This window comes from Stutzerimonas sp. S1 (assembly GCF_025966695.1).
Classification (GTDB): domain Bacteria; phylum Pseudomonadota; class Gammaproteobacteria; order Pseudomonadales; family Pseudomonadaceae; genus Stutzerimonas.
This window is the reverse complement of sequence record NZ_JAOEIY010000003.1, coordinates 287,302-311,641: the sequence shown is the minus strand read 5'-3', so window position 1 is coordinate 311,641 and position 24,340 is coordinate 287,302. Positions and strand designations below refer to the sequence as shown.

Genomic DNA, 24,340 nt, shown 5'->3' with positions numbered 1-24,340 from the left:
TCCCGGGCCGATGACCCAGCGGTCACGACTGATCGATCACCAACGCCACCGCAAAGCCCAGGCGCTCAGCGAACTCATCAAGGAAAGTCTGGCGAAAGCCCGCCTCACCCCAGCCATTGAAGATGAAGCCGAGGTTGGAGAAGGCACAGGGCGGAATGAACAGGAAGCCGTTGATGTCATCCTCGAAGCCGCATTCCGGGCAGGTGAAGTTATCGCTCTGGCCGGGCATCCACTCATCGAGACTCTCGAACAACGCCTCGCCAATCTCGCGGCGACACTCGGGACAGCCGGCCTCTTCGGCGAAATCGCGGGTCGGTGTGTAAATGCAGCGCTTGGTCACCACTTCGAGACCGTTGATGGCCTCGCCAAAAGGCAAGCGTTCCGGGTGCAGCACAACGGAACGCGCGCCAGAGGCAATCGCGTAGCCCATGCCGCCAACACCGCGACCACAGGTGGTCGGCAGTGCCTCGATGATGCGCCGCTCGACCAGCCAGCGCAGGATCACCCGCGCCTTGGCTTCGTGACCAGGGAACGTGGAAATGCGCGGCACGATGATAGCTTGGCTTTGGCTCATGGAGACTCGGAACAGGAGACGAAGGAAAGCCGCGCAGCTTAGCGCCACCGCTTGGTCGGTCAAGGTCAGCTGGACGGACGCGCAACAGTTTCAGTTTCCGCCTGACCGCGCGCGGCTTATCATCGCCGCCATGCTCAAAGATCCCTTCGAACGCCTCAATCTCGATCGCGACGTGCTGACCGTCAGCCAGCTCAACGGCCGCGCCCGGCTGCTCCTCGAGGACGTGTTCGCGCAAGTCTGGGTCGAAGGTGAGATCTCCAATCTCGCCCGCCCTGCCTCCGGCCACATCTATTTCACCCTCAAGGATAAAAATGCGCAGGTACGTTGTGCGCTGTTCCGGCAGAACGCGGCGCGGGTGCGCCAGGCGCTGCGCGACGGCCTGGCGGTGCGGGTGCGCGGCAAGGTGTCGTTGTTCGAGGGGCGCGGCGACTACCAGTTGATCCTCGACAATGTCGAGCCAGCCGGCGACGGAGCTTTGCGTCTGGCCTTCGAAGCGCTGAAGGAAAAGCTCGGCGCCGAAGGCCTGTTCGCCGCCGAACGCAAGATTGCGCTGCCCGCCCATCCGCGGCGTATCGGCATCGTCAGCTCGCCAACCGGCGCGGTGATCCGCGACATCATTTCGGTGTTCAAACGACGAGCACCGCAGGTCGAGCTGACGCTGATCCCGACGGCTGTACAAGGCCGCGAAGCCACCAGCCAGATCGTCCGGGCACTGCAACTGGCCGATGCCCAAGGCTTCGACGCACTGATCCTGGCGCGCGGCGGCGGCTCGCTGGAAGACCTCTGGTGCTTCAATGAAGAAGCCGTGGCGCGTGCCGTGGATGCCTGCGCCACCCCGGTCGTCAGTGCCGTAGGTCACGAGACAGACGTATCGATCGCCGACTTTGTTGCCGACGTGCGTGCGCCCACGCCATCGGCGGCAGCCGAACTGCTGGCCCCATCCAGCGCGGACCTGCAGCAACGGCTGAGCGGCCTGCAGCAACGCCTGGTGCTGCGCATGCGCGACCGCCTGCACCGCGATGCCATGCGACTGGAGAGTCTGACCCGCCGTATGCGCCATCCCGGCGAACGCCTGCAACAACAGGCCCAGCACATAGACGACCTTGAGCAGCGCCTGCTGCGGGCCATCGACCGGCGCCTGGACAGTCGCCGTGAACACCTGGCCCACCTGGAGACACGCCTCGCCGCGCAACACCCGGGGCGGACGCTGAACCTGTTGCGACAGCGCCTCGAGCACCTGTCCGACCGGCTACCACGCGCCATGCAGGCAATCTTGAAGGGCCGGCAACAGCAGCTACAGGGCCTGGCCCAGACGCTCAACGTGGTGAGCCCGCTGGCTACCCTCAGCCGTGGCTACAGCATCCTGCTCGACGAGCGCGGCCAGGCGATCCGCCGCGCCAGCCAGACCTCGCCCGGCCAGCGTCTCACGGCCAAGCTTGGCCAAGGCGAGCTGGACGTCCGGGTCGAAGACAACCATCTGGAGCCGGTCACCCTGCCGCTGCTCTGACCGGCGATGGCGAGATAACCGGCCTTTTCCCGAGCGCCGCTTTGCGCGAGGATGGGCCGTTTCTTCCAGCGGAACCGCTCATGCCACGCGTCCTCGCCCTACTTTTGTCTCTTGCACTCGCGCTGCCCGCCCATGCCGAAGGTTTCATCACCCGTCTGCTGAACAAGCCGGTCCCTGGCGGTGTCGCCGTCATTGCGGTCGGCGATGGTCCGACGGCTCCGCGGACACGCTATCAGGGCAAGCCGACGCTGGTGGTGCGTGAAGACGGCAAACGCTGGATCGCCATCGTTGGCATCCCACTGACGGTAAAACCCGGTGCGCAGCAGTTGGAGGTCGATGGTCACCAACAGAGTTTCCAGGTCGAGAACCGCGAATATCGCGCGCAGCACATCACCCTGAAGAATCAGCGCCAGGTCAATCCGAACCCCGCCGACCTCAAGCGCATCGAGCGTGAGTTGGACGAGCAGAACCGCGCCTATCGCCAGTTCAGCGCCAATCAGCCGAGCAACCTGCTGTTCGATCGTCCGGTGGATGGTCCGCTGTCCTCGCCATTCGGCCTGCGCCGGTTCTTCAATGGTGAGGAACGCAACCCACATTCAGGCCTGGATTTCGCGGCCAAGGCCGGCACGCCGATCAAGGCACCGGCGGCCGGCCAGGTGATCCTGACCGGCACCTACTTCTTCAACGGCAAGACTGTGTTCGTCGACCACGGCCAGGGGCTGATCAGCATGTTCTGCCACCTGTCCGAGATCGGCGTGAAAACCGGCGACCGACTGGCCCGTGGCGAGGTGCTTGGCAAGGTCGGGGCCACTGGCCGTGCCACCGGCCCCCATCTGCACTGGAATGTCAGCCTCAACGACGCCCGGGTAGACCCGGCAATTTTCATTGGCGCGTTCAAGCGCTGAACGCCTCGCACAAGGAAACGAAACCATGCGAATCAAAGCCACGGACTCGACCCTGTTGATCATCGATATCCAGGAACGCCTGTTGCCGGCCATTCTCGATAGTGCCGCGATGGTGGAACACACCGCCTGGTTGCAGCAGGTTGCGCAGCGCGTCGGCGTGCCGGTGCTGCTCACCGAGCAGTACAGCAAGGGCCTCGGCCCGACTTCAGCAGCGCTGCGCAGCGCTGTACCCGACAATGCCATCCTCGAGAAGCTGCATTTCTCTGCAGCCGCCGACGGCGAGCTGTTCAAGCGCCCAGGCGGCGAGCGCCGGCAATTCATCGTCTGCGGCTGCGAAAGCCACGTTTGCGTGATGCAGACGGTGCTCGACCTGCTGGAACGGGACAGCGAGGTCTTCGTCGTCGAGGAAGCGGTCAGCTCGCGGCGTGCTTCGGACAAGACACTTGCGCTGGCACGCATGCGCCAGGCCGGCGCACAGATCGTCTCGCGCGAAATGGTGGCCTTCGAATGGATGGAGCGGGCCGGTAGCGAGCTGTTCAAGACCATCAGCCGCGAGTTCATCCGCTGAGCGCCCCTCGCAGCCGCACCACAGGGTGCGAATTTGCTAAGGTCCCGTCGTTTCAGGGCGGGAGCGTTCTCCGCCTGCCCTTGCTGGAGCTCACATGAAGGAAGAACTGACCGTCGCGCTGGACTGGCTTGGCGATCATCCCGAACTGCAAACACTGCTCGCCTGCACCGCGCTGATCTTCGCCGCCTGGCTGTCCAACTGGGTCGTCAAGCGCATCTTGGTACGTGGCCTCTACCGACTGCTGCGCCACCTGCGCGATGCGCAGTTGCAGGATTTCGGCGTGATCAAGCGGCTATCAAACATCGTGCCGGCACTGGTGCTCTCGATCGGGGTAAATGCCGTGCCCGGCTTGCCGGAAGCGGCGGTGACGGTGGTACGCAACGTCTGCGGCGGCTTCATCGTCCTGACCATCGCGCTGGCACTGGGCGCGGTGCTGGACATCGTCAACCTGCTCTACCAGCGGCGCTCGGATGCCCGTCTGCACCCGATCAAGGGCTATCTGCAGGTGGTGAAGATCGTCATCTATGCCATCGCCACCATCCTCATCATCGCCACCCTGATCGACCGTTCGCCGCTGATCCTGCTCTCCGGTCTCGGTGCGATGGCAGCAGTGCTGATGCTGATCTTCCAGGACACCCTGCTGTCGCTGGTGGCCAGCGTACAGATCACCTCCAATGACCTGATCCGCGTCGGCGACTGGGTGGAAATGCCGCAGCTCAACGCCGACGGCGACGTGATCGATATCGCCCTGCACACCGTCAAGGTGCAGAACTGGGACAAGACCATCACCAGCATCCCGACCAAACGCTTCATTTCCGATTCGTTCAAGAACTGGCGTGGCATGCAGGAAAGCGGCGGGCGACGTATCAAGCGCAGCGTATTCCTGGATCAGCAGAGCGTGCATTTCCTCGATGCCGAGGAGCGCAAGCGGCTGTATCGCTTCAGCCTGCTGGAGGACTATCTGGTCAGCAAGCGCAAGGAGATCGACGAGTGGAATGCCAAACTCGCCGAGCGCGGCCAGGAGCCGGTCAATACTCGTCGCGTCACCAACCTCGGCACCTTCCGCGCCTATGTAGAGCGTTATCTGCGCGCCCATCCCGGCGTTCACCAGCACATGACGCTGCTGGTACGCCAGCTGAGCCCGACCGCCGACGGTCTACCGCTGGAAATTTACTGCTTCACCAACACCGTGGCGTGGGCACAGTACGAGGCGATCCAGTCGGATATCTTCGATCACCTGCTGGCGATCCTGCCCGAGTTCGGGCTGCGGGTATTCCAGCATCCGAGCGGTGGCGACATGCGTGACTGGGGACAATCGCTGGGGCAGCGCGGCGCGCCGGCCCTGCAGCAGCCGGAAGGACATCCGGCCGAGGGAAAAAGCTAATCGTAGGTTGGCGCTGAGGCACGAAGCGCTTGGCATGGCACCCGACACTGCCCATTGCATCGTCCCTGACGCCAGCGCCGCGAGCCACCCCAACACGCCCCGCGCCTCAGCGCCAACCTACGTCCGGAGCGGGATTTGCTCCCGCCCCTTGCCGCCGTGAATCAGAAGCTCATGTCGACCCGTGCCCAGTAGGTGCGGCCCGGTTCATTGACGCGACTGGTGGCATCGAGTCCGTAATCAGCGAAGCCGGCACTGCCAGCCAGGTTGAGGTGCTCGCTGTAGTTCTTGTCCAGCAGGTTGTCGACGCCGGCGCTGAGCTTGAAGTTCTCGTTCAAGCGATACGCACCGTTGACCGCCAGCACGCCGAACCCGGAGCTCTCATCGAAGTCCTTGCCGACCACAGTGCCTTGGTTCTCGGCTACACGGCCTTGCGACGCAACTACGCGCCAGAGACCGCTGGTACTCCAGTTGTCGCGCTCGTAGGTCAGCCCCAGGCGTCCCTCCAGCGGCGGGATCTGCGGCATGGCGCGATCATCGCTGCGATTCTCGCCCCACGCGTAGGCCACGCTGGCATCACCCTTCCAGTTGCTGGTGAAGCGGTAGCTGGCGCCCATCTCGGCGCCAGCGATGGTGGCGTCTATGTTGCTGACCTCGGCACGGATCATGTTAGCCATCACCCCGGGCACATAGCTGAACAGGATGTAGTCCTCGACGACCCCGGCGTATGCAGACACCCAGGCTTCCAGCGGCCCCTTGGCGTACTGCAGGCCGACATCCAGCTGCGTGGTCTTCTCCGGACGTACCGAATCGAACGGCTGCACGGTGCCGACCGGCCCCGGGTTGGAGACGAACAGCTCCCAGTAGTCCGGGAAGCGTTCAGCGTGGCCCAAGCCCGCGTACCAGGTCGCCGGTAGGCTGGCGAGTTCTTCCTCATAGCGTACGAAGCCGCTGTAGAGGGTGTCGCGGCGGGTTTCACCGGCGGTTGGGTTATCCCAGTTACGCTTGACCATCGGCATGCTGGAAGGATCGTGGCTGTTGAAGAATTCGCGCTGATCCTCGGCCTCGTGTAGATCTACCCGTACGCCACTAACGACCTTTTGAGTGTCGGTGATATCCCAGGTCAGCTCTCCAAACAGCCCATAACTGTGCAGCATGGCATCCGGCACCCAAGGCAGCGCTGCGCTACCGGCCGCGAGCACCATTTGGTTAACCGCCTTGGTCGGGTCCATCACCTTGCGGTGTTCGCTGCGCTGCGCATCGACACCCGCCTTCAGCTCGACATCGGTCCACTGCCAGGTGCCGACCAGCCGCCCGCCAAGTGTCCGACGATCGACCCGCGAAAGCGTCGGATTCGGCATCATCCCGCCCGGACTGCGCAAGCTGTAGTTATCCATGATGTGGTCGGCGTAGTTGTAGTAGACCTGCGCCTCCAGTCCGTAGAAGGTCTCGCCGATGTTGGTCTTCTCGAAACGCAGCCCCAGGCTCTCGCGCTGGAACTGGCTGCCGTCCATGCCGCGCCCTGCGTAGCGCGCATAACCATCGCCGCGCCCGGCGGTCAGCTCAACGAGCGTGTCGGCATCCGGCGTCCAGCCCAGGGCGACATCGGTGTTCCACTTGTCGTAGCGCGACGGCACGGTATCGCCATTGCCATCGGCATAGTCGTCCGCCTGCGAGCTGTTCGCCATCAACCGCGCATAGCCCTGCTCGCTACCGGCGGCGGCATCCAGATTGCGGTCGAAGCGCCCGTTGGAGCCGGTCAAGAGACTGCCATTAATGCGGTAATCGGGCTCGCTGAACTGCTCCGGCTCACGCTCGAAGAGCACGGTGGCGGCCGAGGCACCAGGCCCCCAGAGCACGGTCTGCGGCCCCTTGATGACGGTCAGTTTGTCGAAGGTATCCGGACTGATGTACGAGCTCGGCGAATCCATGCGGTTCGGGCAGGCGCCGAGCATCTCGCCGCCGTTGCTCAGCAGCTTCAGGCGCGAGCCGAACATGCCGCGGAACACCGGATCACCATTCACCCCACCATTGCGCACCGCGGAGAAGCCGGGAATGGTCTTCAGGTAATCGGCTCCGTCACTGGCCGGCATCGGCTGGCGCGGGATCTTCGGGTCGGTGACCACAGTCAGCGGCGACTGCTGGGCGACGCCGGTGATGACCATCGGCGCCAGCTCGACCGAATCGGCTGCCTCGGTATGGTGCGAGTGATCCATCGACTCGGCAGCGAGTGCGGCACCGCTGAGCAGGCTCAGCAACGCAGCGTGAGCCAGTTGCCAACGACGGCGCGAAGGACGGAGCGAAAAATCAACGGACAGGCGCGAGCGCGCCGCACAGCCAATAGTGTTACTGGACATAATTCTTTCCACATCTGCATTTTTTGATAGCCGCGCGTTTGACGGCCTTGAAAACTCAACTCTGCAGATATGGCGGGGCGCGCGGATGGCCGCTGCTGCGGCGCAGGGCAGACAGCAGCGGCGTCTGCGGCAGGGCGTGGAAATAGGCAGGACGATGCAGCGGCAGCGCCAGGTCGACGGACAGGATCAACGGCGGGTTGAGTGTGAGCAGTTCGCAATAGCCGCACAGCTCCAAGGCCGTCAGCCAGGCCGGACCGTCACTGGCAAGTGCTCGATGGTGCGCGACCGCCTTGGTCGGCGCGCCCTCATCGGCGTGCTCATGCGCCGCATGGTGATGCTCGCCCATGACCGCCGGTGCCGGCGGTGATACCTGGAGCGCGGAATACAGCGGGCCAACATGAATCATCAGCATGGCGAACAGGCCAAGCCAAATGCTTAATGTCGAGAACCCTTTACGCGTCACCGGCGCATCCCTTATCCAAACAGCACTTCTTAACCCCCGGAGGAGCGGCCGGATGATCGCACGTCACAGGCGCCGCGCGGTGCGACATGTGGCCGCAACGATGGAAAACAAGCACGCTGCTGTTTTCTCATTATTTGACCCTGAAAATTGCGGAATAATTCGAATATTAGACAGTTCTGCCAATTTTAAAACCCTTCTTGCAATTAACCCAAGCCAGGCAATAAGTTTTCCCCATAAATGACTGCAGCGAGCGGGATAAGCCGTCTCCCACTTGCGCCATCAACAGGAAAACGCCATGACCATGCTCAAGAATCCGTCGACGAAATACCGCGCCTTTCCGACCATCGATATTCCGGATCGCACCTGGCCGTCGAAGACCATCACCCAGGCACCGATCTGGCTGAGTTCCGACCTGCGCGATGGCAACCAGTCGCTGATCGAACCGATGGATGCGGCGAAGAAGATGCGTTTCTTCAAGACGTTGGTTCAGGTTGGCATCAAGGAAATCGAGGTGGGCTTCCCGTCGGCCTCGCAGACCGACTTCGATTTCGTCCGTGAGCTGATCGAAGGCGGCCATATCCCCGACGACGTCACCATCCAGGTGCTGACCCAGGCCCGCGAGGACCTGATCACCCGTACCTTCGAGTCGCTCAAGGGTGCCAAGCAGGCCATCGTCCACTATTACAACGCCACCGCACCGAGCTTCCGCCGCATCGTCTTCAATCAGGACAAGGCCGGCGTGGTGAGCATCGCCGTGAATGCCGCGCAGATCATCAAGCGCCTGGCCGCCGCCGCGCCGGAAACCGACTGGCGTTTCGAGTACTCGCCAGAGGTGTTCAGCTCCACCGAGACCGACTTTGCCGTCGAGGTGTGCAATGCAGTGATTGAGGTGTTCCAGCCGACCCCCGGACGCAAGTTGATCCTCAACCTGCCGGCCACCATCGAGGCTGCCACGCCCAACATCTATGCCGATCAGATCGAGTATTTCGGTCGCCATATCGACAAACGCGACAGCGTGCTGATCAGCCTGCACACCCACAATGACCGCGGCACCGGCGTGGCCGCCACCGAGCTGGGCCTGATGGCCGGCGCCGATCGCGTCGAGGGCTGCCTGTTCGGCAACGGCGAGCGCACCGGCAACGTCGACCTGGTCACCGTCGCGCTGAACATGTACACCCAGGGCGTCGACCCGCAGCTGGACTTCTCGGACATCGACGCCGTGCGCAAGGTGGTCGAGGAGTGCAACCAGCTGCCGGTGCACCCGCGCCATCCGTATGTGGGCGACCTGGTGCACACCGCCTTCTCCGGCTCGCACCAGGATGCGATCCGCAAGGGCTTCGCTCAGCAGGACCCGAACGGCATCTGGGAAGTGCCCTACCTGCCGATCGACCCGGCGGACATCGGCCGCAGCTATGAGGCGGTGATTCGCGTCAACAGCCAGTCCGGCAAGGGCGGTATCACCTTCCTGCTCGAGCAGGAATACGGCATCAGCCTGCCGCGGCGCATGCAGATCGAATTCAGCCAGGTGGTGCAGAAGGAAACCGACCGCCTCGGCCTGGAGATGAGCGCGGCGCAGATCTATGCCTTGCTGGAAGCCGAGTATCTGCGGGCGACCGCGCCGTATGCGCTCAAGGGTCATCGTCTGCAGGAAGAGAACGGCACCAGCGCGGTGGACGTGGAGGTCGCGGCCGATGGCGAAGTCGCCCACTGGCGCGGCATCGGCAAGGGCCCGCTGGAGGCGCTGGTGGCCGCGTTGCCGGTCAAGCTGGAGATCATGGACTATCACGAGCACGCCATTGGCGCCGGCAGCAACGCCAAGGCCGCGGCCTATATCGAGGTGCGCCTGGACGGCGAACGTCCGTTGCACGGCATCGGCATCGACGAGAACATCACCACGGCCAGCATCCGCGCCCTGTTCAGCGCGCTGAACCGTGCCTTGCGCGAGGCGCAGGTAGCGGCGGCCTGACACTGTTCAGCAGGCCATTCGGCCTGCGCGCAGATGCAGCGTAACGGCGGGCGCATCCTCGATGCGCCCGTTTTCATGTGCGCAGCTCATCCACAGCGTTATCGCTGACTGAACTGTCCGCTCCGAACACTCTCCGAATTCAGTCGGCAGTGCCAGCCGCGGCGATCAGCAGAAACGCGTAAGCCATCGGCAGGATTGTGCAAACGGTGCCGGTGCCATCGCCATTAGGCTTGCCCTGTGCAACCCCGATCATCAAAGGAGCCTTCATGAGCAAGACCCTCGGTTACGCCGCCCTCGATCCGAACAGCCCGCTCGCCCCCTATTCGTTCTCGCGCCGCGAGGTGGGGCCGAATGACGTCAAGATCGACATCCTCTATTGCGGCGTCTGCCATTCGGACCTGCATACCGCACGCAACGAGTGGAACAACACGCTCTACCCATCGGTGCCCGGCCACGAGATCGTCGGCCGCGTGACGGCGGTCGGTTCGGCCGTGAGCAGGTTCAAGGTCGGCGATGTCGCCGGTGTCGGCTGTCTGGTCGACAGCTGCCGCAGCTGCTCATCCTGTGGCGAAGGCCTGGAGCAGTATTGCGAGAACGGCTTCGTCGGCACCTACAACGGTCCGGCGTTCGGCGGCGGCGAGAACACCCTCGGCGGCTACTCGGACAACATCGTGGTGGACGAGAAATACGTGCTGCGCATCAACCACACCGACAACCTGGCCGCGGTCGCGCCGCTGCTCTGTGCCGGCATCACCACCTACTCGCCACTGCGCCAGTGGAAAGTGGGTCCGGGGCAGAAGGTGGGTGTGGTCGGTCTCGGCGGGCTTGGCCACATGGCGGTGAAGATCGCCAACGCCATGGGCGCGAAGGTCGTGCTGTTCACCACCTCGCCAGACAAGCGGGAAGATGCCCTGCGTCTGGGCGCCTCGGAAGTGGTGGTGTCGAAGAACAAGGATGAGATGGCGGCACACGTCAACAGCTTCGACTTCATCCTCAATACCGTCGCCGCGCCACATAACCTCGACGCCTTCGTCAACCTGCTCAAGCGCGACGCCACGATGACGCTGGTCGGCGCACCGCCTTCGCCGCACCCGTCGCCCAGCGTGTTCGGGCTGATCTTCAAGCGTCGTCGCATCGCCGGCTCGCTGATCGGCGGCATCGCCGAGACTCAGGAGATGCTCGACTTCTGCGCCGACCACGGCATCGTCTCGGACATCGAGATGATCCGCATGCAGGACATCAACGAAGCCTACGAGCGCATGCTCAGGAGTGACGTGAAGTACCGTTTCGTCATCGACATGGCGACGCTGAAAGCCGCGTGATCGTTCGGGCTGGCGTGCCTGTTGGTACGCCAGCTCTTCCCTCTTTCTAGCGCAGCCGCTAAGGTCGCCGGCCTTCGTCGAGGAGGCGACATGCGCTATCTGATCTTCGTCACCCTGCTCTGGGCCTTTTCCTTCAACCTGATCGGCGCTTACCTGGCCGGGCAGGTGGACAGCTATTTCGCCGTGCTGACCCGAGTGATTCTCGCCGGGCTGGTGTTCCTGCCACTGACGCGCTGGCGCGGCGTCGCGCCCGGCTTCATCGTCGGCGTAACCTTGGTCGGCGCGCTGCAGTTCGGCGTCACCTACCTGTGCCTGTACCTGAGCTTCAACGTGCTGACGGTCGCCGAAGTGCTGCTGTTCACCGTGCTCACGCCGCTGCACGTGACGCTGATCGACGATGCGCTCAACCGGCGCTTCAACCCTTGGGCGCTGGTGGCGGCTGCGGTCGCAGTACTCGGCGCCGGGCTGATCCGCTATGACGGCATCTCCGGCGACTTCCTCGGCGGATTCCTGCTGCTACAGCTGGCCAACTTCACCTTCGCCGCCGGCCAGGTGTTCTACAAGCATCTGGCGCAGCGGTACCCATCCGACGTACCGCTGCACCGCCGCTTCGGCTACTTCTTCCTCGGCGCACTGCTGATCGTGCTGCCGGCGTGGCTGCTGTTCGGCGATGCGCAAAAGCTGCCGAGCACCACGACGCAATGGACGGTATTGATCTGGATGGGCGTGCTGGCCACCGCCTTGGGCCAGTTCTGCTGGAACAAGGGCGCGACGCTGGTGGATGCCGGCACGCTGGCGGTGATGAACAACATGGCGGTGCCGGTGGGCCTGGTGCTCAACCTGCTGTTCTGGGGCACCACAACCAACCTGCTGCTGCTCGCCGTGGGCGGCGCGATCATCCTCGCCTCGTTGCAGATCAATCGACTGGGGCAGATGAAGGCCCAGTGACATCAGACAAACCCTTGTTTTATATGGATTTCTATCAACAGAGCGGTAGAATGCCGGCCCTTCGCATGGATGCAGAACTCGTTCAGTCGTCGAGATTTCCATGTGCCGCTTCAGCTTTGTCCTGCTCGCCCTGCTGTTTTCCTCCAGCGTTTGCGCCGACGCGCCTCGCACGTTCCGCGAGGCCAAGAAGATCGCCTGGACCCTCTATGCCGATCGTCCGGTGGATTTCTATTGCGGCTGCCAGTTCAAGGGCAATCGCATCGATCTCGCCAGTTGCGGCTACATTCCACGCAAGCAGCCCAAGCGCGCCGAACGGGTGGAATGGGAGCACATCGTACCGGCCTGGGTCATCGGCCATCAGCGCCAATGCTGGCAACAGGGCGGACGCAAGCACTGCACGGCCAACGATCCGGTATTCAGCCGCGCCGAGGCCGACCTGCACAACCTGGTGCCGGTGGTCGGCGAGGTGAATGGCGACCGCAGCAACTTCGGTTTCGGCATGCTCAGCGAGAAGCCCAGCCAGTACGGCGCCTGCCCCTTCGTGGTCAACTTCAAGCAGCGCACGGCGATGCCGCCCGAATACAGCCGCGGCGCCATTGCCCGCACCTATCTGTACATGAGTGAGCGCTACAAGCTGCGCCTGGCGAAACAGGATCGGCGCCTGTACGACATCTGGAATCGCCAGCATCCTGTCAGCGACTGGGAACGCACCCGCAACCAGCGCATCGCCTGCGTGCAAGGCAACGCCAATCCGCATGTCGGCGCGGTGGATCTGCGCAGCTGCGCTCGCCCACGATCCCTGGCCAGCCGCTGAGCCACGGCAACGCGCCTTGCTGGCGCTCGTCTGCGCCGGCATGCTGTAGCCATCGACCACTAGCGGCTGGGATGGCATGCAGCAGAACACCCTTTATGCAACGCTCGGGCTGACGGTGCTGCTGGCGCTGATCCTGTCCGGTATCGATCCCTACGATAGGGCGACCTGGCTGCTGGAGGTCGCTCCAGTGCTGATCGCCGCGCCGATACTGCTGCTGACCCATCGCAGCTTTCCCCTCACCCGTCTGCTCTACGTGCTGATCGCCGCACATGCGCTGGTGCTGATCCTCGGCGGCGCCCATACCTACGCACGGGTACCGCTGGGCTTCTGGGTGCAGGAACTGTTTGATCTGCAGCGCAACCCCTACGACAAGCTCGGCCACTTCATGCAAGGCCTGGTGCCGATGCTGGTCACGCGGGAGATCTTGTTGCGCCACCGTTATCTGCTGCGTGGGGCCATGCTCAACTTCCTAGCGATTTGCGTGGCGCTGGCGATCAGCGCCTTCTACGAGCTGATCGAATGGTGGGTAGCGCTGGCCGCCGGCGGCGGCGCCATCGAGTTCCTCGGCACGCAGGGTGATCCCTGGGACACGCAATCGGACATGTTCGTTGCGCTGCTTGGTGCCAGTAGCGTGCTACTCGGCCTCGATCGCCTGCAGAACCGGCAGATCGCCGCGCTGAAGCCGCAGATCGAGCGTGGTAGCTGACCCTATGCTCTACCGCCTAGCGGCCGACGCCCTACTAGTGCTGCACCTGGGCTTCGTGCTGTTCGCCCTGTTCGGCGGCTTGCTGGTGGCGCGCAAGCACGGCGTGCTGCCGATCCATTTGCTGGCGATGGGGTGGGCGGTCTATGTGGAACTGGCCGATCGCGGCTGTCCGCTCACCGGTTGGGAGCAGACGCTGCGCCTGCAGGCTGGGGATGCGGGCTACAGCGAAGGCTTCATCGAGCACTATCTGCTACCGATTCTCTATCCGCAGTGGCTGACGTGGCCGGTGCAGTACGTGTTGGCCGGCGTAGTACTGGTGGTCAACCTGCTGATCTACGGCTGGCTCTACTGGCGGCACGTCCGTCGCCACTAGCTCAGCGCATTGCCGAATCCAGGGTGATCTCCTCCCCCGCGAGCATGAATTTGCCATAGCCTCGATGGTGAAGCGTGCGCGGCGCCTTCACCGCGGGGTCGCACCAGGCCTGAACCACCTGAAGGATGAAGAAGTTGTAGCGCCCGACCAGCTGGCGATCGACCACCCGACACTCCAGGTTCGCGTAACACTCCTCCACTCGCGGAACCTGAACGGCAGCACTCGGCGCGGCGGTCAGCCCGTAGCGGGCGTACTTGTCGAGTTCGTCGCCGTGGCTGTTGCCGCAGTCAACCAGCTGCTGCGCCAGTTCGGCAGTCGGCACGTTCAGCACGCACTCGCCCGTCGCCTCCAGCGCAGCGAAAGAATGGTTCGCCGCGCTGACCACACAGCCCACCAGCGGGGGCTCGAATTCCATCATGCAATGCCAGGACATCGGCATCAGATTGGCCCGGCCATCCTGTGCTGTGCCCAGCAACAGTACCGGTCCGGGCTCGAGAATGGCATAGACTTCGGCGAGTGGAAGTGGGGTCTTCATTGGACACTCCTAAGCTGAGGAATCACCTCGACTCCAACCATAGCGCAGCAACACAAGGCGGACACTTGAGCGACTCGCACACACCCGACCAGCACCTCCAATGGGTGCTCTACCGGATCGACGACAACGGCAACGAGGTGGAGATGCGCCGCTTCCCCGACCGCTGCGGCGCCGAGCAGGCGATGCGCGACTATGAACGACGTGGGCACAAGCAGGCGTATCTGGTGCGCAAGGCACGATGAGCGGGCGGCACACGGACGTCGCCCGCCGCGCCCTCAGAGTTGCAGTTCGAACTCGTCGCCGTCGTGATAGGCCGGGAAGCGCTCACGGAAGCCCGCCAGGTCGCGACTACGCAGCGTGCAGCGAAACACCCCGTCCTCGTCACCTGCCATGAGCAGGCCGTCGCCCTTGAAATCCAGCACCTGGCTGTCGCCGCTATAGAGGTAGCCCTTGCCATCTTCCCCGACGCGGTTGACCGCGGCTACGTAGCAGAGGTTCTCGATGGCACGCGCCGGCAGCAGGCGATTCCAGGCATCGCGACGGGCTGCCGGCCAGTTGGCGGTATACAGCAAGAGATCGGTGCCGTGTGGATCACGACTCCACACCGGGAAACGCAGGTCATAGCAAATCAACGTCCGCACCCGCCAACCATTGATCTCGAATACCGCCTGCTGGGCACCCGGGGTGTAGTGCTTGTGCTCGCCGGCCATGCGGAACAGGTGGCGTTTGTCGTAATGCAGCACCTGGCCATCCGGGCGCGCCCAGAGCAGGCGATTACGATGGCTGCCATCGGCCGCCTCGATGATTACCGTGCCGGTAATCACAGCGTCCAGCCGCGCGGCCTGCTCGCGCAACCAAGCGTAGCTCGCGCCCTCCTCTGGCTCGGCCAGCTTCGTCGACTCCATGGAGAAACCGGTGGTGAACATCTCCGGCAGGATGATCAGGTCGGCACCCCGGGCCTGCTCCAGCAGCGCAGCGAAACGTCCGCGGTTGGCGTCAGCGTCCTGCCAGACCAAGGTGGTCTGAACCAGGGCGAGCTGGAGATCGGGCAGATTGTTCAGATCGCGCATAGTCGTTCCGCCGCCTGGCGCAGCGTCTCCTCTCGTTTGGCAAAACAGAAGCGAATCAGTCGCAGGTCCTGCGGTGCCTGTTGGTAGAACACTGAGATCGGAATGCTCGCCACACCATGCTCGCGGGTCAGCCATTCAGCCATGGCGACATCATTCAGGTCCGGGCGAATAGTCGAATAATCGACGAGTTGAAAGTAGGTGCCCGCCGCACGGGTGAAACTGAAACGCGAACCAGCCAGCAGGTCGCAGAACAGATCGCGCTTGGCCTGGTAGAACCCCGGCAGCTCGCTGAGGTGTTCCGGATGCGCCGCCATGAACTCCGCCAACGCCCACTGCAAAGGCGTCACACCGGTGAAGCTTACGTACTGATGCACCTTGCGCAGCTCGGCGCTCAGGGCCGGCGGTGCAACGACGTAACCGGTCTTCCAGCCGGTGACGTGGTAGGTCTTGCCGAACGAGCTGATGACGACGGCGCGCTGATACAGCTCATCGTGGCGCAGCACGCTGGCGTGCTCGCGCCCGTCGAACACCAGATGCTCGTAAACCTCGTCGCTGAGCAGGTAGATGTCGCGCTCGCGGATCAGTTCCGCCAGGCGATCCAGATCGCTGCGTTCGAGCAACGCGCCGCTGGGGTTATGCGGCGTGTTGAGCACGATCATCCGCGTGCGCGGAGTGATCGCATCGGCGAGCCGCTGCCAGTCGATGGCGAACGACGGCAGGCTGAGCTGCTGATGCACACAGACACCACCCGCCAACTGTACCGAAGGCTCGTAGCTGTCGTAACAGGGATCGAAAACGATGACCTCGTCGCCGGGACGGATCAGCGCCTGAATCGCGCAAAAGATCGCCTGCGTCGCGCCGGGGGTGATGGTGACTTCCCTGTCGGCGTCGACGGAGCGCCCGTAGAGCGTACGCACCTTAGTCGCGACCTGTTCGCGCAGCGCCGGCAGGCCGGTCATCGGTGCGTATTGGTTGTGCCCGCCCAGCACATGCCTCGCCACCGCCTCACGCAGCGCCAGCGGGCCATCGAAGTCTGGGAAACCCTGGGAGAGATTAATCGCACCGGTTTCGGCCGCTAACTGCGACATGGTGGTGAAAATGGTCGTGCCGACGTTGGGCAACTTGCTAGCAATCATCGATCGAGCCCCTGAGAGCGGACGCTACCCGCCGTAAAACCTGTAACTGCCCCCCGCACACTCCGGCAGCCGCGAAACCGCGACCGGAGCGGCGTTGGCGATGCTCAACGCTTGTCCTTGCGCTTCTTCTCGGCCTTCTTGTGGTGCGACATCAGCCGGCGCTTCTTGTTGACCTGGCGATCGGTGAGCGTGTTCTTCTTGCCCTCGTAGGGATTCTCGCCACCCTTGTACTCGATGCGGATAGGCGTACCGACCAGCTTCAGCACGCGCCGGTAGGTGTTTTCCAGATAGCGCGAATAGGATTTCGGCACCGCATCCACCTGGTTGCCGTGAATCACGATCAGCGGCGGGTTGGCTCCGCCCAGGTGGGCATAGCGCAGCTTGATCCGTCGCCCGGCCACCATCGGCGGCTGATGTTCGCGTACGGCGTCTTCGAGAATCTGTGTCAAGCGGCTGGTAGGCCAGCGAGTGACTGCGGAAGTGAAGGAGGCCTGCACCGACTTGTACAGGTGCCCGACCCCGGTGCCGTGCTTGGCAGAGATGAAATGGATATCGGCGAAGTCGACGAAGAACAGTCGCCGCTCCAGTTCGGTTTTCACGTAGTCCTTCTCGCCCGGCTCCATGCCGTCCCACTTGTTCAGAGCGATGACCAGCGCCCGACCGGTCTCCAGCACGAAGCCCAGCAGGTTGAGATCGTGCTCGACCACACCCTCGCGTGCGTCCATGACGAAGATCACCACGTTAGCGTCCTGGATCGCCTGCAGCGTCTTGACCACGGAGAACTTTTCCACGGCCTCGAAGATCTTGCCGCGGCGGCGCACACCGGCCGTGTCGATCAGCGTGTATTTCTCGCCGTCGCGTTCGAACGGAATGTAGATGCTGTCGCGGGTGGTGCCGGCCTGGTCATAGACGATGACCCGCTCCTCGCCGAGCATGCGGTTGACCAGCGTCGACTTGCCGACGTTGGGGCGGCCGATGATGGCGATCTTGATACCATCCTTCTCGCTGGGCCCGGGAATGCGTTTGGCTTCCTGGCCCTCGGCGACCTCTTCTGCCACCGCGCCTTCGTCGGTCTCGGCTTCCTCGACGTTATCCCTGGGAAAGATCCCCAGCGCCTCTTCCAGCATATGGCTGATGCCACGGCCATGAGCCGCTGCGATCGGCAGCGCATCGCCCAACCCCAGCGGGCTGAACTCGGCCCGTGCCAGATCCGGGTCGACAGTATCGACCTTGTTCGCCACCAGGAAGCAGCGTTTGTTCCGCTTGCGCAGGTGCTCGGCGATCATCTGATCGGCCGCGGTCATGCCAGCGCGCGAGTCGACCATGAACAGAACGGCATCGGCCTCTTCGATCGCCTGCAGCGACTGCTCGGCCATCTTGGCATCGATGCCTTCCTCGTCACCAGAAATCCCGCCGGTGTCGATCACGATATAGGTGCGGCCCTGCCACTTGGCCTCGCCATACTGGCGATCCCGGGTCAGGCCGGCGTACTCAGCGACAATGGCGTCGCGACTCTTGGTCAGCCGGTTGAACAGGGTGGACTTGCCGACGTTCGGGCGGCCCACCAGGGCTATTACGGGAACCATGCGGCTCTCCACTGCGATAATTCAGAAAACACGAAGGCCGCTGCAAAGCAGCGGCCAGATATTCGAACGCCCTGCCCTGGCAGAACGTCAGGATGACCCCACGGGTATCAATCCACCCGGCGAATGGTCAATGCGACCAGCTTGCCGTCGTTGGCAAAGGCATACAGCCAGTCGCCTTCGACAACCGGGCGAACACGCACACCCGAGCTGTCGATACGCTCGCGGGCAACGAAGCGGCCGTCGACCTGACTCAACAGATGAAGGTAGCCCTCACGATCGCCGACTGCCACATAGCTGGAGAAAACTGCCGGTGCCGAAAGCTGGCGCCGTGCCAATGAATCGTTACTCCACAGCGCAGTGGTGGAACGCTCGTCGACGCCTTCTACCGTACCGTTAGCCAGGCTCAGGTAGACGCTGCCATACCCCAGCGCTACGCCGGAGTAAGTGGATGCATCGCGTTGCCACAGTATGCGCCCGCTTTCCACATCCAGCGCCGCAGCCCGACCTTGATAAGTCGCGACGTACAGTGTGCCGCCGGAGAGCAGCAATCCCCCGTCGATATCGACCACACGCTCCAGCTCGGAACGGCCCTGCGGAATGGCCACGCGCTGTTCCCAGACCGGCAGCCCGCGTCGAGTGTCGAGCGCTATGACCTTGCCGCTGGACAGCCCCGCGAGCGCCAGCTGGTTCGTCAGCAACGGTGCGCCGGTCCCGCGCAGGGTCAACACGGCCGGGCTGCTTTCGTAACTCCAGCGTTGAGCGCCGCTGTCAATTTCCAGGGCGATCAATCGATCATCCTGGGTCTGCACCAGCACGATATCGCCATTGACTGCCGGAGCAGCCAGCACCTCGCTGCTGACCTGGCTTCTCCAGCGCTCTTCGCCGCTGGCGACGTCCAACGCGATTACCTCGCCGCGCAGCGTACCGACCAGCACTAGCCCATAACCCGCGCCAACCGCGCCGGAAACCGGGACTTCAAGGTCCGTCTTCCAGTTCACCTTGCCGGTCAGCCGATCCAGGGAGACGATGAGGCCTTCGATGTCGGCGGCATAGATCTGCTCGCCATATACCGCCGGAACAAGCAGATTGTAGGTTTCGCCCTGACCCTCGCCTATAGAACGACTCCATTCGGTCTTCAGCTCGATCTCGGCCTCGAACTTCGTCAGCTCGGCAGGCTCAGGCTCTTTCGTGTCATTGCTGCTACAACCCGCCGCCATCACGGCGAGGGTCAGCAACGCTGCAGTTTTCCAGCGCATTCGTTTACGCCTCCCCTCGGGCCAGATCATCGAGTTTCAGTTGCAGGCCACCAATCGCAGCCTCCTCCGACAGCGCTTGCTTGGCCTTGGTGTAGGCAGCGTGAGCTTCGTCTTCGCGGCCCAGCTGTACCAGCAGGTCCCCACGCAGCTCTTCGCGACTCGCGGCAAAGGCTTGGTCAGCCTCACCCTCGAGCAGCTTGAGTGCGTCCTCGGCCTTCTCCTGCGCTGCAAGCACGCGGGCCAGGCGCTGACGCGCCAGCTCGCCGAGCGTCGCGTCGGCAGGCTTGTCGACCACCGCACGGAGCACCGTCGCCGCTTCATCGAGGCGACCACTGTCGACTGCCACCTTGGCAAGAAACAGGCTGCCGTACTGAGCGTAGTGAGTGCCGGCAAAATCTTTCTTTAGCTGGTTACCCAGTCGCGCCACCTCAGCAGCATCGGTCTCGCCAGACTCCAGCGCAGCTACCAGCAATTGCTGATACAGCACGGACGCGCTCTGTGCCTGATTGACCCGATGGTTCTGCCAGAGCTGCCAGCCGAACACCAGCACCAGGGCGAGTACGCCGCCGACGAGCAAGGGCTTGCCGTTGCGCTGCCACCATTCCTTGATTTGCGCCAGTTGTTCTTCTTCGGTACCCGAGGTCACGCTGTCACTCCTTTCATTCGCTTAGTCTCAGACCTGCTCGAGGCAGGCAGCCAGACGCTCGGGCAGAGCATCCCAGGCAATGCTTTGTTGTTCGCTGTCATCGCGCAGCGGCTTGCAACCTACCACGCGTCCAGCCAGTTCGTCCTCACCCAGAATCAGCGCGTAGCGCGCACCGCTCTTGTCCGCCTTCTTGAACTGGCTCTTGAAGCTGCCCCCGCCGGCGTTAACCAGCAGGCGCAATCCCGGCAGCGAATCACGCAAGCGCTCGGCCAACGCCAGCGCCGCCAACTCGGCCGCTTCCCCGAATGCACAAATGAATGCATGTGCAGGACGGTTCAGAGCGTCAGGGACCAGCCCAAGAGTTTCCAGCAACAGCACCAGCCGCTCGACCCCCATGGCGAAACCGACGCCCGGTGTGGGTTTGCCACCGAACTGACTGACCAGCCCGTCATAGCGTCCGCCAGCACAGACGGTGCCTTGCGCACCCAGCTTGTCGGTTACCCACTCGAACACGGTGCGACCGTAATAATCCAGCCCGCGCACTAGCTTCGGATTGATCTCATAGGCGACACCGACCGCGTCCAGACGCGCCTTGAGTCCTTCGAAATGACTGCGCGATTCATCATCGAGATAGTCATGCAAGGTCGGCGCATCGGCCAGCAGCGCCTGCGTCTGCGCATTCTTGCTGTCGAGGATGCGCAGCGGATTAGTGGTCAAGCGCCGCTGGCTGTCCTCGTCAAGCTGCTCGAAGCGCTGCTGCAGATAGGCTACCAACGCATCCCGGTAGGCGGCGCGCGCTTCGCTGGAACCCAGGCTGTTGAGCTGCAACGTCACCGCTTCGGCCATGCCGAGCTGCTTCCACAAACGTGCGGTAAGCACGATCAGTTCGGCGTCGACATCCGGCCCAGGCTGGTTGAAGACCTCCACGCCAATCTGGTGAAACTGGCGATAACGGCCCTTCTGCGGCTTCTCGTAACGAAACATCGGCCCGGTGTACCACAGCTTCTGTACCTGGCCACCGCCGGTGAGACCATGTTCGAGTACTGCACGGACACAGCCAGCCGTGCCTTCCGGACGCAACGTCAGCGACTCTTCGTTGCGATCTCGGAAGGTGTACATCTCTTTGTCCACCACGTCGGTACCCTCGCCGATTCCGCGCGCGAACAGCTCGGTGTACTCGACGATGGGCAGACGGATTTCGCTGTAACCGTAACTATCGAGCAGCTGCGCGAAGGTGCCCTCCAGATAACGCCAGGTAGGGGTCTGCGCCGGCAGAATGTCGTTCATGCCACGAATGGCTTGCAGGGACTTGCTCAAAGGGATTCCTTAACAATCAACTGCGCGCGATAAGCGCGGCGTCCGCTTCGATTTTTTCAGCGGCTTTGCGGCGAATCAGTTGCTCCAGCTCATCGACAAGATTCTCGTTGTTGAGCTTCTGTGCCGGCTTGCCGTCGATATAGACCAGGTTGCTCGGGCTGCCGCCGGTCAGCCCGATATGCGCTTCCTTGGCTTCCCCGGGACCATTGACCACGCATCCAATGACCGCGACGTCCAACGGAACCAGCAGATCCTCGACGCGTGCCTCGAGTTCGTTCATGGTCTTGACCACATCGAAATTCTGCCGTGAGCAGCTTGGACAGGCGATGAAATTGATACCGCGCGAACGCAGATGCAGCGACTTGAGGATATCGAAACCGACCTTGATCTCTTCCACCGGATCGGCTGCGAGCGAAATGCGGATGGTGTCGCCGATTCCCTCGGCAAGCAACATGCCCAGACCGACTGCCGATTTCACCGTCCCGGAGCGCAGACCTCCAGCTTCGGTTATCCCCAGATGCAGCGGTTGCTCGATCTGCTTGGCCAGCAGCCGATATGCCTCGACGGCCATGAATACGTCCGAGGCTTTCACGCTGACTTTGAAATCAGGGAAGTTGAGGCGATCCAGATGCTCAACGTGACGCAACGCCGACTCGACCAGTGCCTCGGGGGTCGGTTCGCCGTACTTCTTCTGCAGATCCTTTTCCAGCGAACCTGCGTTGACGCCGATACGGATCGGGATCCCTTTGTCACGTGCCGCTTCCACCACTGCCCGCACACGATCCTCACGACCGATGTTGCCGGGGTTGATGCGCAGGCAGTCGACACCCAGCTCAGCGACGCGCAGTGCGATCTGATAGTCGAAGTGAATATCAGCAACCAGCGGTAGTTGAACCTGCTGCTTGATCCTGCCGAAAGCCTCGGCGGCGTCCATCGAGGGAACCGAAACACGCACGATATCCGCACCGGCGTCGGCCAGACGGCGGATCTGTCCGACCGTAGCGTCGACATCGCAGGTCTCGGTGTTGGTCATGCTTTGCACCGAAATCGGTGCATCGCCACCGACGGCAACGTTACCGACCCAGATCTTGCGAGACTGGCGTCGCTTGATGGGAGACTCGGAATGCATGTTTACTGTCCCAGCTTGAGGCGGGCCGTCTCGCCGCGGGTGTACGGGGCAAGATTGACGGCATCACCGTTGTAACTGACTTGCGCGCCACGCGCGTAGCCAAGGTGAACATCGAGCGGAGCCTTGCCGGTAACGATCCGCTCGCTCCCGGCTTTGGCTAGCGCGCTATAAAGAACACGACCATCGACGTCGGTCACGCGTGTCCAGCAATCAGCGCTGTACTGCAGCACCAGGCGCGCCTCACCGGCAGCCGGGCTATTTGCCGATTCAGCCGGCGAAGCTGCTAGCAGCTCGCTGGTCTCGGGAGCGGTAGGTGCGGACGCCGGCGGCGCCGTAATAGTTGATACGGGATCTTCGACAGGTAACGTTTCGCTATCCTCAGCGGGCGCCGTCACTTCCGACGGGGCATCCTCAGCCTGCGACGTTATCGCCGTCTCGGACGGCTCATCCGTTGACAGCGGCAGCTCATCGCCACCTTCGGTCACCGGACCACCATCCTCGCTCGCCTGCTCTTCCGCCCGGTCGAGCATGTGAATCTGTGTGGTGCCGTCCGCAGTCTCCACTTCGATACGTTCCAGCGCGGTCACGCCGGGAGCACTCTCCGCACGCTGCGAACGCTCCTGCCACCAGTACCAACTGGCACCTGCGATGATCACCAGTAGAGCAAAGCCGAACAGGCGCATGACGCTGCGTGACAATCGTCCCGGCTCCTCGATGCGACCGAGGCTGATGACACTGCTGCCCGAAGCGTCGGTGCCGGTATGTTGATCGAACTCTTGGACGAGCCGGTTCTGATCCAGACCCAACAGCTTCGCATAAGCCCTAACGTAACCTCGGGCGAAGGTATGCCCGGGAAGCTGGCTAAAGTCGCCTGCCTCGATTTGCGTCAACGAGCGCTCCGACAGATTAAGCTGCTGGGCGACGGATGCGAGCGACCAACCCTTGCTCTCACGTGCCGTACGCAGGGTTTCGCCCGGATTGGCGACCATCGCGACGGACTCTTGGTGCGGCGCTGTCATCGTTGCTCCGAAAGATATTGCTGGTATTCGGCCGTTCCGGGATACAGACGCTTGAGCTGCAGTGCCAGGCTCGCCGCCTTGTCGCGATTCCCGTGGATATGGGCCAAGTGGATCCCAAGCAACAGACTACGGGCGTTCTGCTCGGAAAGCCGGCTGAAGCTGTCGTAATAATCCTTGGCGGGGACGTACTGCTTGGCTTCATACGCCAGCAGCGCCAGCTCCAGAAGTGCGCCGGGCTGACGACTATCCAGACGCAGCGCACGTGTAAAATACTTCTCGGCCAGCTCCGGTTGATTCAACTTCAACGCGGTCATGCCCATATTCTGAAAGACCCTGGCGCGCTCCGTGTAAAGATTGTCTTCGGACGCCTCGGTGAAGCGTTCGAGTGCCTCCGCATAGCGCTGCTGCTCGAACAGAAAACTGCCGTAATTGTTGAGAATTCGGGCGTCCTTACGGTTGGCCAGCGCTTCGCGATAGTGCTTGTCGGCAAGATCGTTTTCCATTTCAGTCTGGAAAACCAGCGCCAAGGCGGCATGCGCATCGGCACTGCGCGGATCGAGTTCGAGGGCCTTGCGCAGCGGCGTCTTGGCTCGCGACGCGGCGCCTTGCTGCAGATAACCGATACCGAGCTGGATATAGGCATCACGCGCCTGTTGACGACCTTCCTCGGTCTTAAGCGGATCGACATTCCCGGACGACACACAACCTGCCATCAGGCAGGCCAATAGAAACAGCAGCGCAACGCGCAAGGTCATCAGTATC

Annotated in this window: 26 protein-coding genes; 12 read left to right on the top strand and 14 right to left on the bottom strand. The window is 62.9% G+C overall.

What is annotated here, in order from left to right; translation table 11 throughout:
• Nucleotides 1–22: 22 nt before the first annotated feature.
• On the bottom strand, nucleotides 23–574 hold the full coding sequence (locus tag N8H22_RS08225) for a sugar ABC transporter ATPase (RefSeq protein ID WP_264590129.1): 552 nt from the start codon (nucleotides 572–574) through the stop codon (nucleotides 23–25).
• 130 nt (nucleotides 575–704) lie between these two features.
• Here N8H22_RS08225 and xseA point away from each other — a divergent pair, with 130 nt between their 5' ends.
• The 4 genes from xseA to N8H22_RS08205 all read left to right on the top strand — a co-directional run bounded on the left by xseA (nucleotide 705) and on the right by N8H22_RS08205 (nucleotide 4,938).
• Nucleotides 705–2,081 (top strand): exodeoxyribonuclease VII large subunit, encoded by a 1,377-nt coding sequence (gene xseA, locus N8H22_RS08220; protein ID WP_264590128.1) that lies wholly within the window; start codon nucleotides 705–707, stop codon nucleotides 2,079–2,081.
• A gap of 80 nt (nucleotides 2,082–2,161) precedes the next feature.
• Complete coding sequence (locus tag N8H22_RS08215; protein ID WP_264590127.1) at nucleotides 2,162–2,986, top strand: M23 family metallopeptidase; 825 nt, start codon at nucleotides 2,162–2,164, stop codon at nucleotides 2,984–2,986.
• Between the two features lie 25 nt (nucleotides 2,987–3,011).
• The gene (locus N8H22_RS08210; RefSeq protein WP_264590126.1) at nucleotides 3,012–3,554 is read left to right on the top strand and encodes a hydrolase; all 543 of its coding nucleotides are present in this window, start codon (nucleotides 3,012–3,014) and stop codon (nucleotides 3,552–3,554) included.
• 94 nt (nucleotides 3,555–3,648) lie between these two features.
• Nucleotides 3,649–4,938, top strand: a complete 1,290-nt coding sequence (locus tag N8H22_RS08205; protein ID WP_264590125.1) for a mechanosensitive ion channel family protein — start codon at nucleotides 3,649–3,651, stop codon at nucleotides 4,936–4,938.
• A 161-nt stretch (nucleotides 4,939–5,099) separates the two neighbouring features.
• Here N8H22_RS08205 and N8H22_RS08200 read toward each other — a convergent pair whose 3' ends face one another.
• Entirely contained in the window at nucleotides 5,100–7,292 is a 2,193-nt protein-coding gene (locus N8H22_RS08200) for a TonB-dependent copper receptor (RefSeq protein ID WP_264590124.1), read from the bottom strand.
• Between the two features lie 55 nt (nucleotides 7,293–7,347).
• Nucleotides 7,348–7,755 (bottom strand): DUF2946 domain-containing protein, encoded by a 408-nt coding sequence (locus N8H22_RS08195; protein WP_264590123.1) that lies wholly within the window; start codon nucleotides 7,753–7,755, stop codon nucleotides 7,348–7,350.
• A 52-nt stretch (nucleotides 7,756–7,807) separates the two neighbouring features.
• Here N8H22_RS08195 and N8H22_RS08190 point away from each other — a divergent pair, with 52 nt between their 5' ends.
• Both N8H22_RS08190 and leuA read left to right on the top strand, forming a co-directional pair.
• A complete protein-coding gene (locus tag N8H22_RS08190) occupies nucleotides 7,808–7,996 on the top strand; it encodes a hypothetical protein (RefSeq protein ID WP_264590122.1) in 189 nt (62 codons plus the stop codon).
• A 54-nt stretch (nucleotides 7,997–8,050) separates the two neighbouring features.
• A complete protein-coding gene (leuA, locus tag N8H22_RS08185; protein ID WP_264590121.1) occupies nucleotides 8,051–9,721 on the top strand; it encodes a 2-isopropylmalate synthase in 1,671 nt (556 codons plus the stop codon).
• Nucleotides 9,722–9,860: 139 nt separating this feature from the next.
• Here leuA and N8H22_RS08180 read toward each other — a convergent pair whose 3' ends face one another.
• Nucleotides 9,861–9,989, bottom strand: a complete 129-nt coding sequence (locus tag N8H22_RS08180) for a hypothetical protein (protein WP_264590120.1) — start codon at nucleotides 9,987–9,989, stop codon at nucleotides 9,861–9,863.
• On the opposite strand from N8H22_RS08180, the gene N8H22_RS08175 reads away from it, so the two are divergent.
• The 5 genes from N8H22_RS08175 to N8H22_RS08155 all read left to right on the top strand — a co-directional run bounded on the left by N8H22_RS08175 (nucleotide 9,988) and on the right by N8H22_RS08155 (nucleotide 13,884).
• A complete protein-coding gene (locus N8H22_RS08175) occupies nucleotides 9,988–11,043 on the top strand; it encodes an NAD(P)-dependent alcohol dehydrogenase (RefSeq protein ID WP_264590119.1) in 1,056 nt (351 codons plus the stop codon). The genes N8H22_RS08180 and N8H22_RS08175 overlap by 2 nt on opposite strands.
• A gap of 90 nt (nucleotides 11,044–11,133) precedes the next feature.
• A complete protein-coding gene (locus N8H22_RS08170) occupies nucleotides 11,134–11,991 on the top strand; it encodes a carboxylate/amino acid/amine transporter (protein WP_264590118.1) in 858 nt (285 codons plus the stop codon).
• 100 nt (nucleotides 11,992–12,091) lie between these two features.
• Complete coding sequence (locus tag N8H22_RS08165) at nucleotides 12,092–12,805, top strand: endonuclease I family protein (protein WP_264590117.1); 714 nt, start codon at nucleotides 12,092–12,094, stop codon at nucleotides 12,803–12,805.
• 76 nt (nucleotides 12,806–12,881) lie between these two features.
• Nucleotides 12,882–13,511, top strand: coding sequence for a DUF2238 domain-containing protein (locus N8H22_RS08160; RefSeq protein WP_264590116.1), 630 nt, complete (start codon nucleotides 12,882–12,884; stop codon nucleotides 13,509–13,511).
• Nucleotides 13,512–13,515: 4 nt separating this feature from the next.
• Complete coding sequence (locus N8H22_RS08155) at nucleotides 13,516–13,884, top strand: DUF2784 domain-containing protein (RefSeq protein WP_264590115.1); 369 nt, start codon at nucleotides 13,516–13,518, stop codon at nucleotides 13,882–13,884.
• A 1-nt stretch (nucleotide 13,885) separates the two neighbouring features.
• Here N8H22_RS08155 and N8H22_RS08150 read toward each other — a convergent pair whose 3' ends face one another.
• Nucleotides 13,886–14,419, bottom strand: coding sequence for a flavin reductase family protein (locus N8H22_RS08150; protein WP_264590114.1), 534 nt, complete (start codon nucleotides 14,417–14,419; stop codon nucleotides 13,886–13,888).
• Between the two features lie 65 nt (nucleotides 14,420–14,484).
• On the opposite strand from N8H22_RS08150, the gene N8H22_RS08145 reads away from it, so the two are divergent.
• Complete coding sequence (locus tag N8H22_RS08145; RefSeq protein WP_264590113.1) at nucleotides 14,485–14,661, top strand: hypothetical protein; 177 nt, start codon at nucleotides 14,485–14,487, stop codon at nucleotides 14,659–14,661.
• Between the two features lie 33 nt (nucleotides 14,662–14,694).
• On the opposite strand, the gene N8H22_RS08140 is transcribed toward N8H22_RS08145, so the two are convergent.
• The 9 genes from N8H22_RS08140 to pilW form a co-directional block, all read right to left on the bottom strand.
• Entirely contained in the window at nucleotides 14,695–15,489 is a 795-nt protein-coding gene (locus N8H22_RS08140; RefSeq protein ID WP_264590112.1) for an amidohydrolase, read from the bottom strand.
• The gene (locus N8H22_RS08135) at nucleotides 15,477–16,625 is read right to left on the bottom strand and encodes a pyridoxal phosphate-dependent aminotransferase (protein WP_264590111.1); all 1,149 of its coding nucleotides are present in this window, start codon (nucleotides 16,623–16,625) and stop codon (nucleotides 15,477–15,479) included. The genes N8H22_RS08140 and N8H22_RS08135 overlap by 13 nt, the downstream gene beginning before the upstream one ends.
• Before the next feature lie 104 nt (nucleotides 16,626–16,729).
• The gene (gene der, locus N8H22_RS08130; protein ID WP_264590110.1) at nucleotides 16,730–18,211 is read right to left on the bottom strand and encodes a ribosome biogenesis GTPase Der; all 1,482 of its coding nucleotides are present in this window, start codon (nucleotides 18,209–18,211) and stop codon (nucleotides 16,730–16,732) included.
• Nucleotides 18,212–18,318: 107 nt separating this feature from the next.
• Nucleotides 18,319–19,467 (bottom strand): outer membrane protein assembly factor BamB, encoded by a 1,149-nt coding sequence (bamB, locus tag N8H22_RS08125; protein WP_264590109.1) that lies wholly within the window; start codon nucleotides 19,465–19,467, stop codon nucleotides 18,319–18,321.
• A 4-nt stretch (nucleotides 19,468–19,471) separates the two neighbouring features.
• A complete protein-coding gene (locus N8H22_RS08120) occupies nucleotides 19,472–20,113 on the bottom strand; it encodes a tetratricopeptide repeat protein (RefSeq protein ID WP_264590108.1) in 642 nt (213 codons plus the stop codon).
• A gap of 27 nt (nucleotides 20,114–20,140) precedes the next feature.
• Nucleotides 20,141–21,430: a histidine--tRNA ligase gene (hisS, locus tag N8H22_RS08115; protein ID WP_264590107.1), complete on the bottom strand. Its 1,290-nt coding sequence runs from the start codon at nucleotides 21,428–21,430 to the stop codon at nucleotides 20,141–20,143.
• Nucleotides 21,431–21,446: 16 nt separating this feature from the next.
• Entirely contained in the window at nucleotides 21,447–22,559 is a 1,113-nt protein-coding gene (gene ispG, locus N8H22_RS08110) for a flavodoxin-dependent (E)-4-hydroxy-3-methylbut-2-enyl-diphosphate synthase (protein ID WP_264590106.1), read from the bottom strand.
• Between the two features lie 2 nt (nucleotides 22,560–22,561).
• Nucleotides 22,562–23,578, bottom strand: coding sequence for a RodZ family helix-turn-helix domain-containing protein (locus N8H22_RS08105; RefSeq protein WP_264590105.1), 1,017 nt, complete (start codon nucleotides 23,576–23,578; stop codon nucleotides 22,562–22,564).
• Nucleotides 23,575–24,333 carry a type IV pilus biogenesis/stability protein PilW gene (gene pilW, locus N8H22_RS08100; RefSeq protein ID WP_264590104.1) on the bottom strand — a complete coding sequence of 253 codons (759 nt, stop codon included), beginning with the start codon at nucleotides 24,331–24,333 and terminating at the stop codon, nucleotides 23,575–23,577. The genes N8H22_RS08105 and pilW overlap by 4 nt, the downstream gene beginning before the upstream one ends.
• Nucleotides 24,334–24,340 lie beyond the last annotated feature (7 nt).

Bases quoted from the DNA above. Each gene is read 5' to 3' on its own strand.
- N8H22_RS08210 (WP_264590126.1), top strand. From the start codon at position 3,012: ATGCGAATCAAAGCCACGGACTCGACCCTGTTGATCATCGATATCCAG.
- N8H22_RS08200 (WP_264590124.1), bottom strand. From the start codon at position 7,292: ATGTCCAGTAACACTATTGGCTGTGCGGCGCGCTCGCGCCTGTCCGTT.
- N8H22_RS08175 (WP_264590119.1), top strand. From the start codon at position 9,988: ATGAGCAAGACCCTCGGTTACGCCGCCCTCGATCCGAACAGCCCGCTC.
- N8H22_RS08105 (WP_264590105.1), bottom strand. From the start codon at position 23,578: ATGACAGCGCCGCACCAAGAGTCCGTCGCGATGGTCGCCAATCCGGGC.
- bamB (WP_264590109.1), bottom strand. From the start codon at position 19,467: ATGCGCTGGAAAACTGCAGCGTTGCTGACCCTCGCCGTGATGGCGGCG.
- N8H22_RS08165 (WP_264590117.1), top strand. From the start codon at position 12,092: ATGTGCCGCTTCAGCTTTGTCCTGCTCGCCCTGCTGTTTTCCTCCAGC.
- N8H22_RS08170 (WP_264590118.1), top strand. From the start codon at position 11,134: ATGCGCTATCTGATCTTCGTCACCCTGCTCTGGGCCTTTTCCTTCAAC.
- N8H22_RS08205 (WP_264590125.1), top strand. From the start codon at position 3,649: ATGAAGGAAGAACTGACCGTCGCGCTGGACTGGCTTGGCGATCATCCC.
- N8H22_RS08225 (WP_264590129.1), bottom strand. From the start codon at position 574: ATGAGCCAAAGCCAAGCTATCATCGTGCCGCGCATTTCCACGTTCCCT.
- N8H22_RS08190 (WP_264590122.1), top strand. From the start codon at position 7,808: ATGATCGCACGTCACAGGCGCCGCGCGGTGCGACATGTGGCCGCAACG.
- N8H22_RS08150 (WP_264590114.1), bottom strand. From the start codon at position 14,419: ATGAAGACCCCACTTCCACTCGCCGAAGTCTATGCCATTCTCGAGCCC.
- N8H22_RS08160 (WP_264590116.1), top strand. From the start codon at position 12,882: ATGCAGCAGAACACCCTTTATGCAACGCTCGGGCTGACGGTGCTGCTG.
- N8H22_RS08215 (WP_264590127.1), top strand. From the start codon at position 2,162: ATGCCACGCGTCCTCGCCCTACTTTTGTCTCTTGCACTCGCGCTGCCC.
- N8H22_RS08135 (WP_264590111.1), bottom strand. From the start codon at position 16,625: ATGATTGCTAGCAAGTTGCCCAACGTCGGCACGACCATTTTCACCACC.
- N8H22_RS08140 (WP_264590112.1), bottom strand. From the start codon at position 15,489: ATGCGCGATCTGAACAATCTGCCCGATCTCCAGCTCGCCCTGGTTCAG.
- pilW (WP_264590104.1), bottom strand. From the start codon at position 24,333: ATGACCTTGCGCGTTGCGCTGCTGTTTCTATTGGCCTGCCTGATGGCA.
- ispG (WP_264590106.1), bottom strand. From the start codon at position 22,559: ATGCATTCCGAGTCTCCCATCAAGCGACGCCAGTCTCGCAAGATCTGG.
- N8H22_RS08180 (WP_264590120.1), bottom strand. From the start codon at position 9,989: ATGAAGGCTCCTTTGATGATCGGGGTTGCACAGGGCAAGCCTAATGGC.
- leuA (WP_264590121.1), top strand. From the start codon at position 8,051: ATGACCATGCTCAAGAATCCGTCGACGAAATACCGCGCCTTTCCGACC.
- xseA (WP_264590128.1), top strand. From the start codon at position 705: ATGCTCAAAGATCCCTTCGAACGCCTCAATCTCGATCGCGACGTGCTG.
- der (WP_264590110.1), bottom strand. From the start codon at position 18,211: ATGGTTCCCGTAATAGCCCTGGTGGGCCGCCCGAACGTCGGCAAGTCC.
- N8H22_RS08155 (WP_264590115.1), top strand. From the start codon at position 13,516: ATGCTCTACCGCCTAGCGGCCGACGCCCTACTAGTGCTGCACCTGGGC.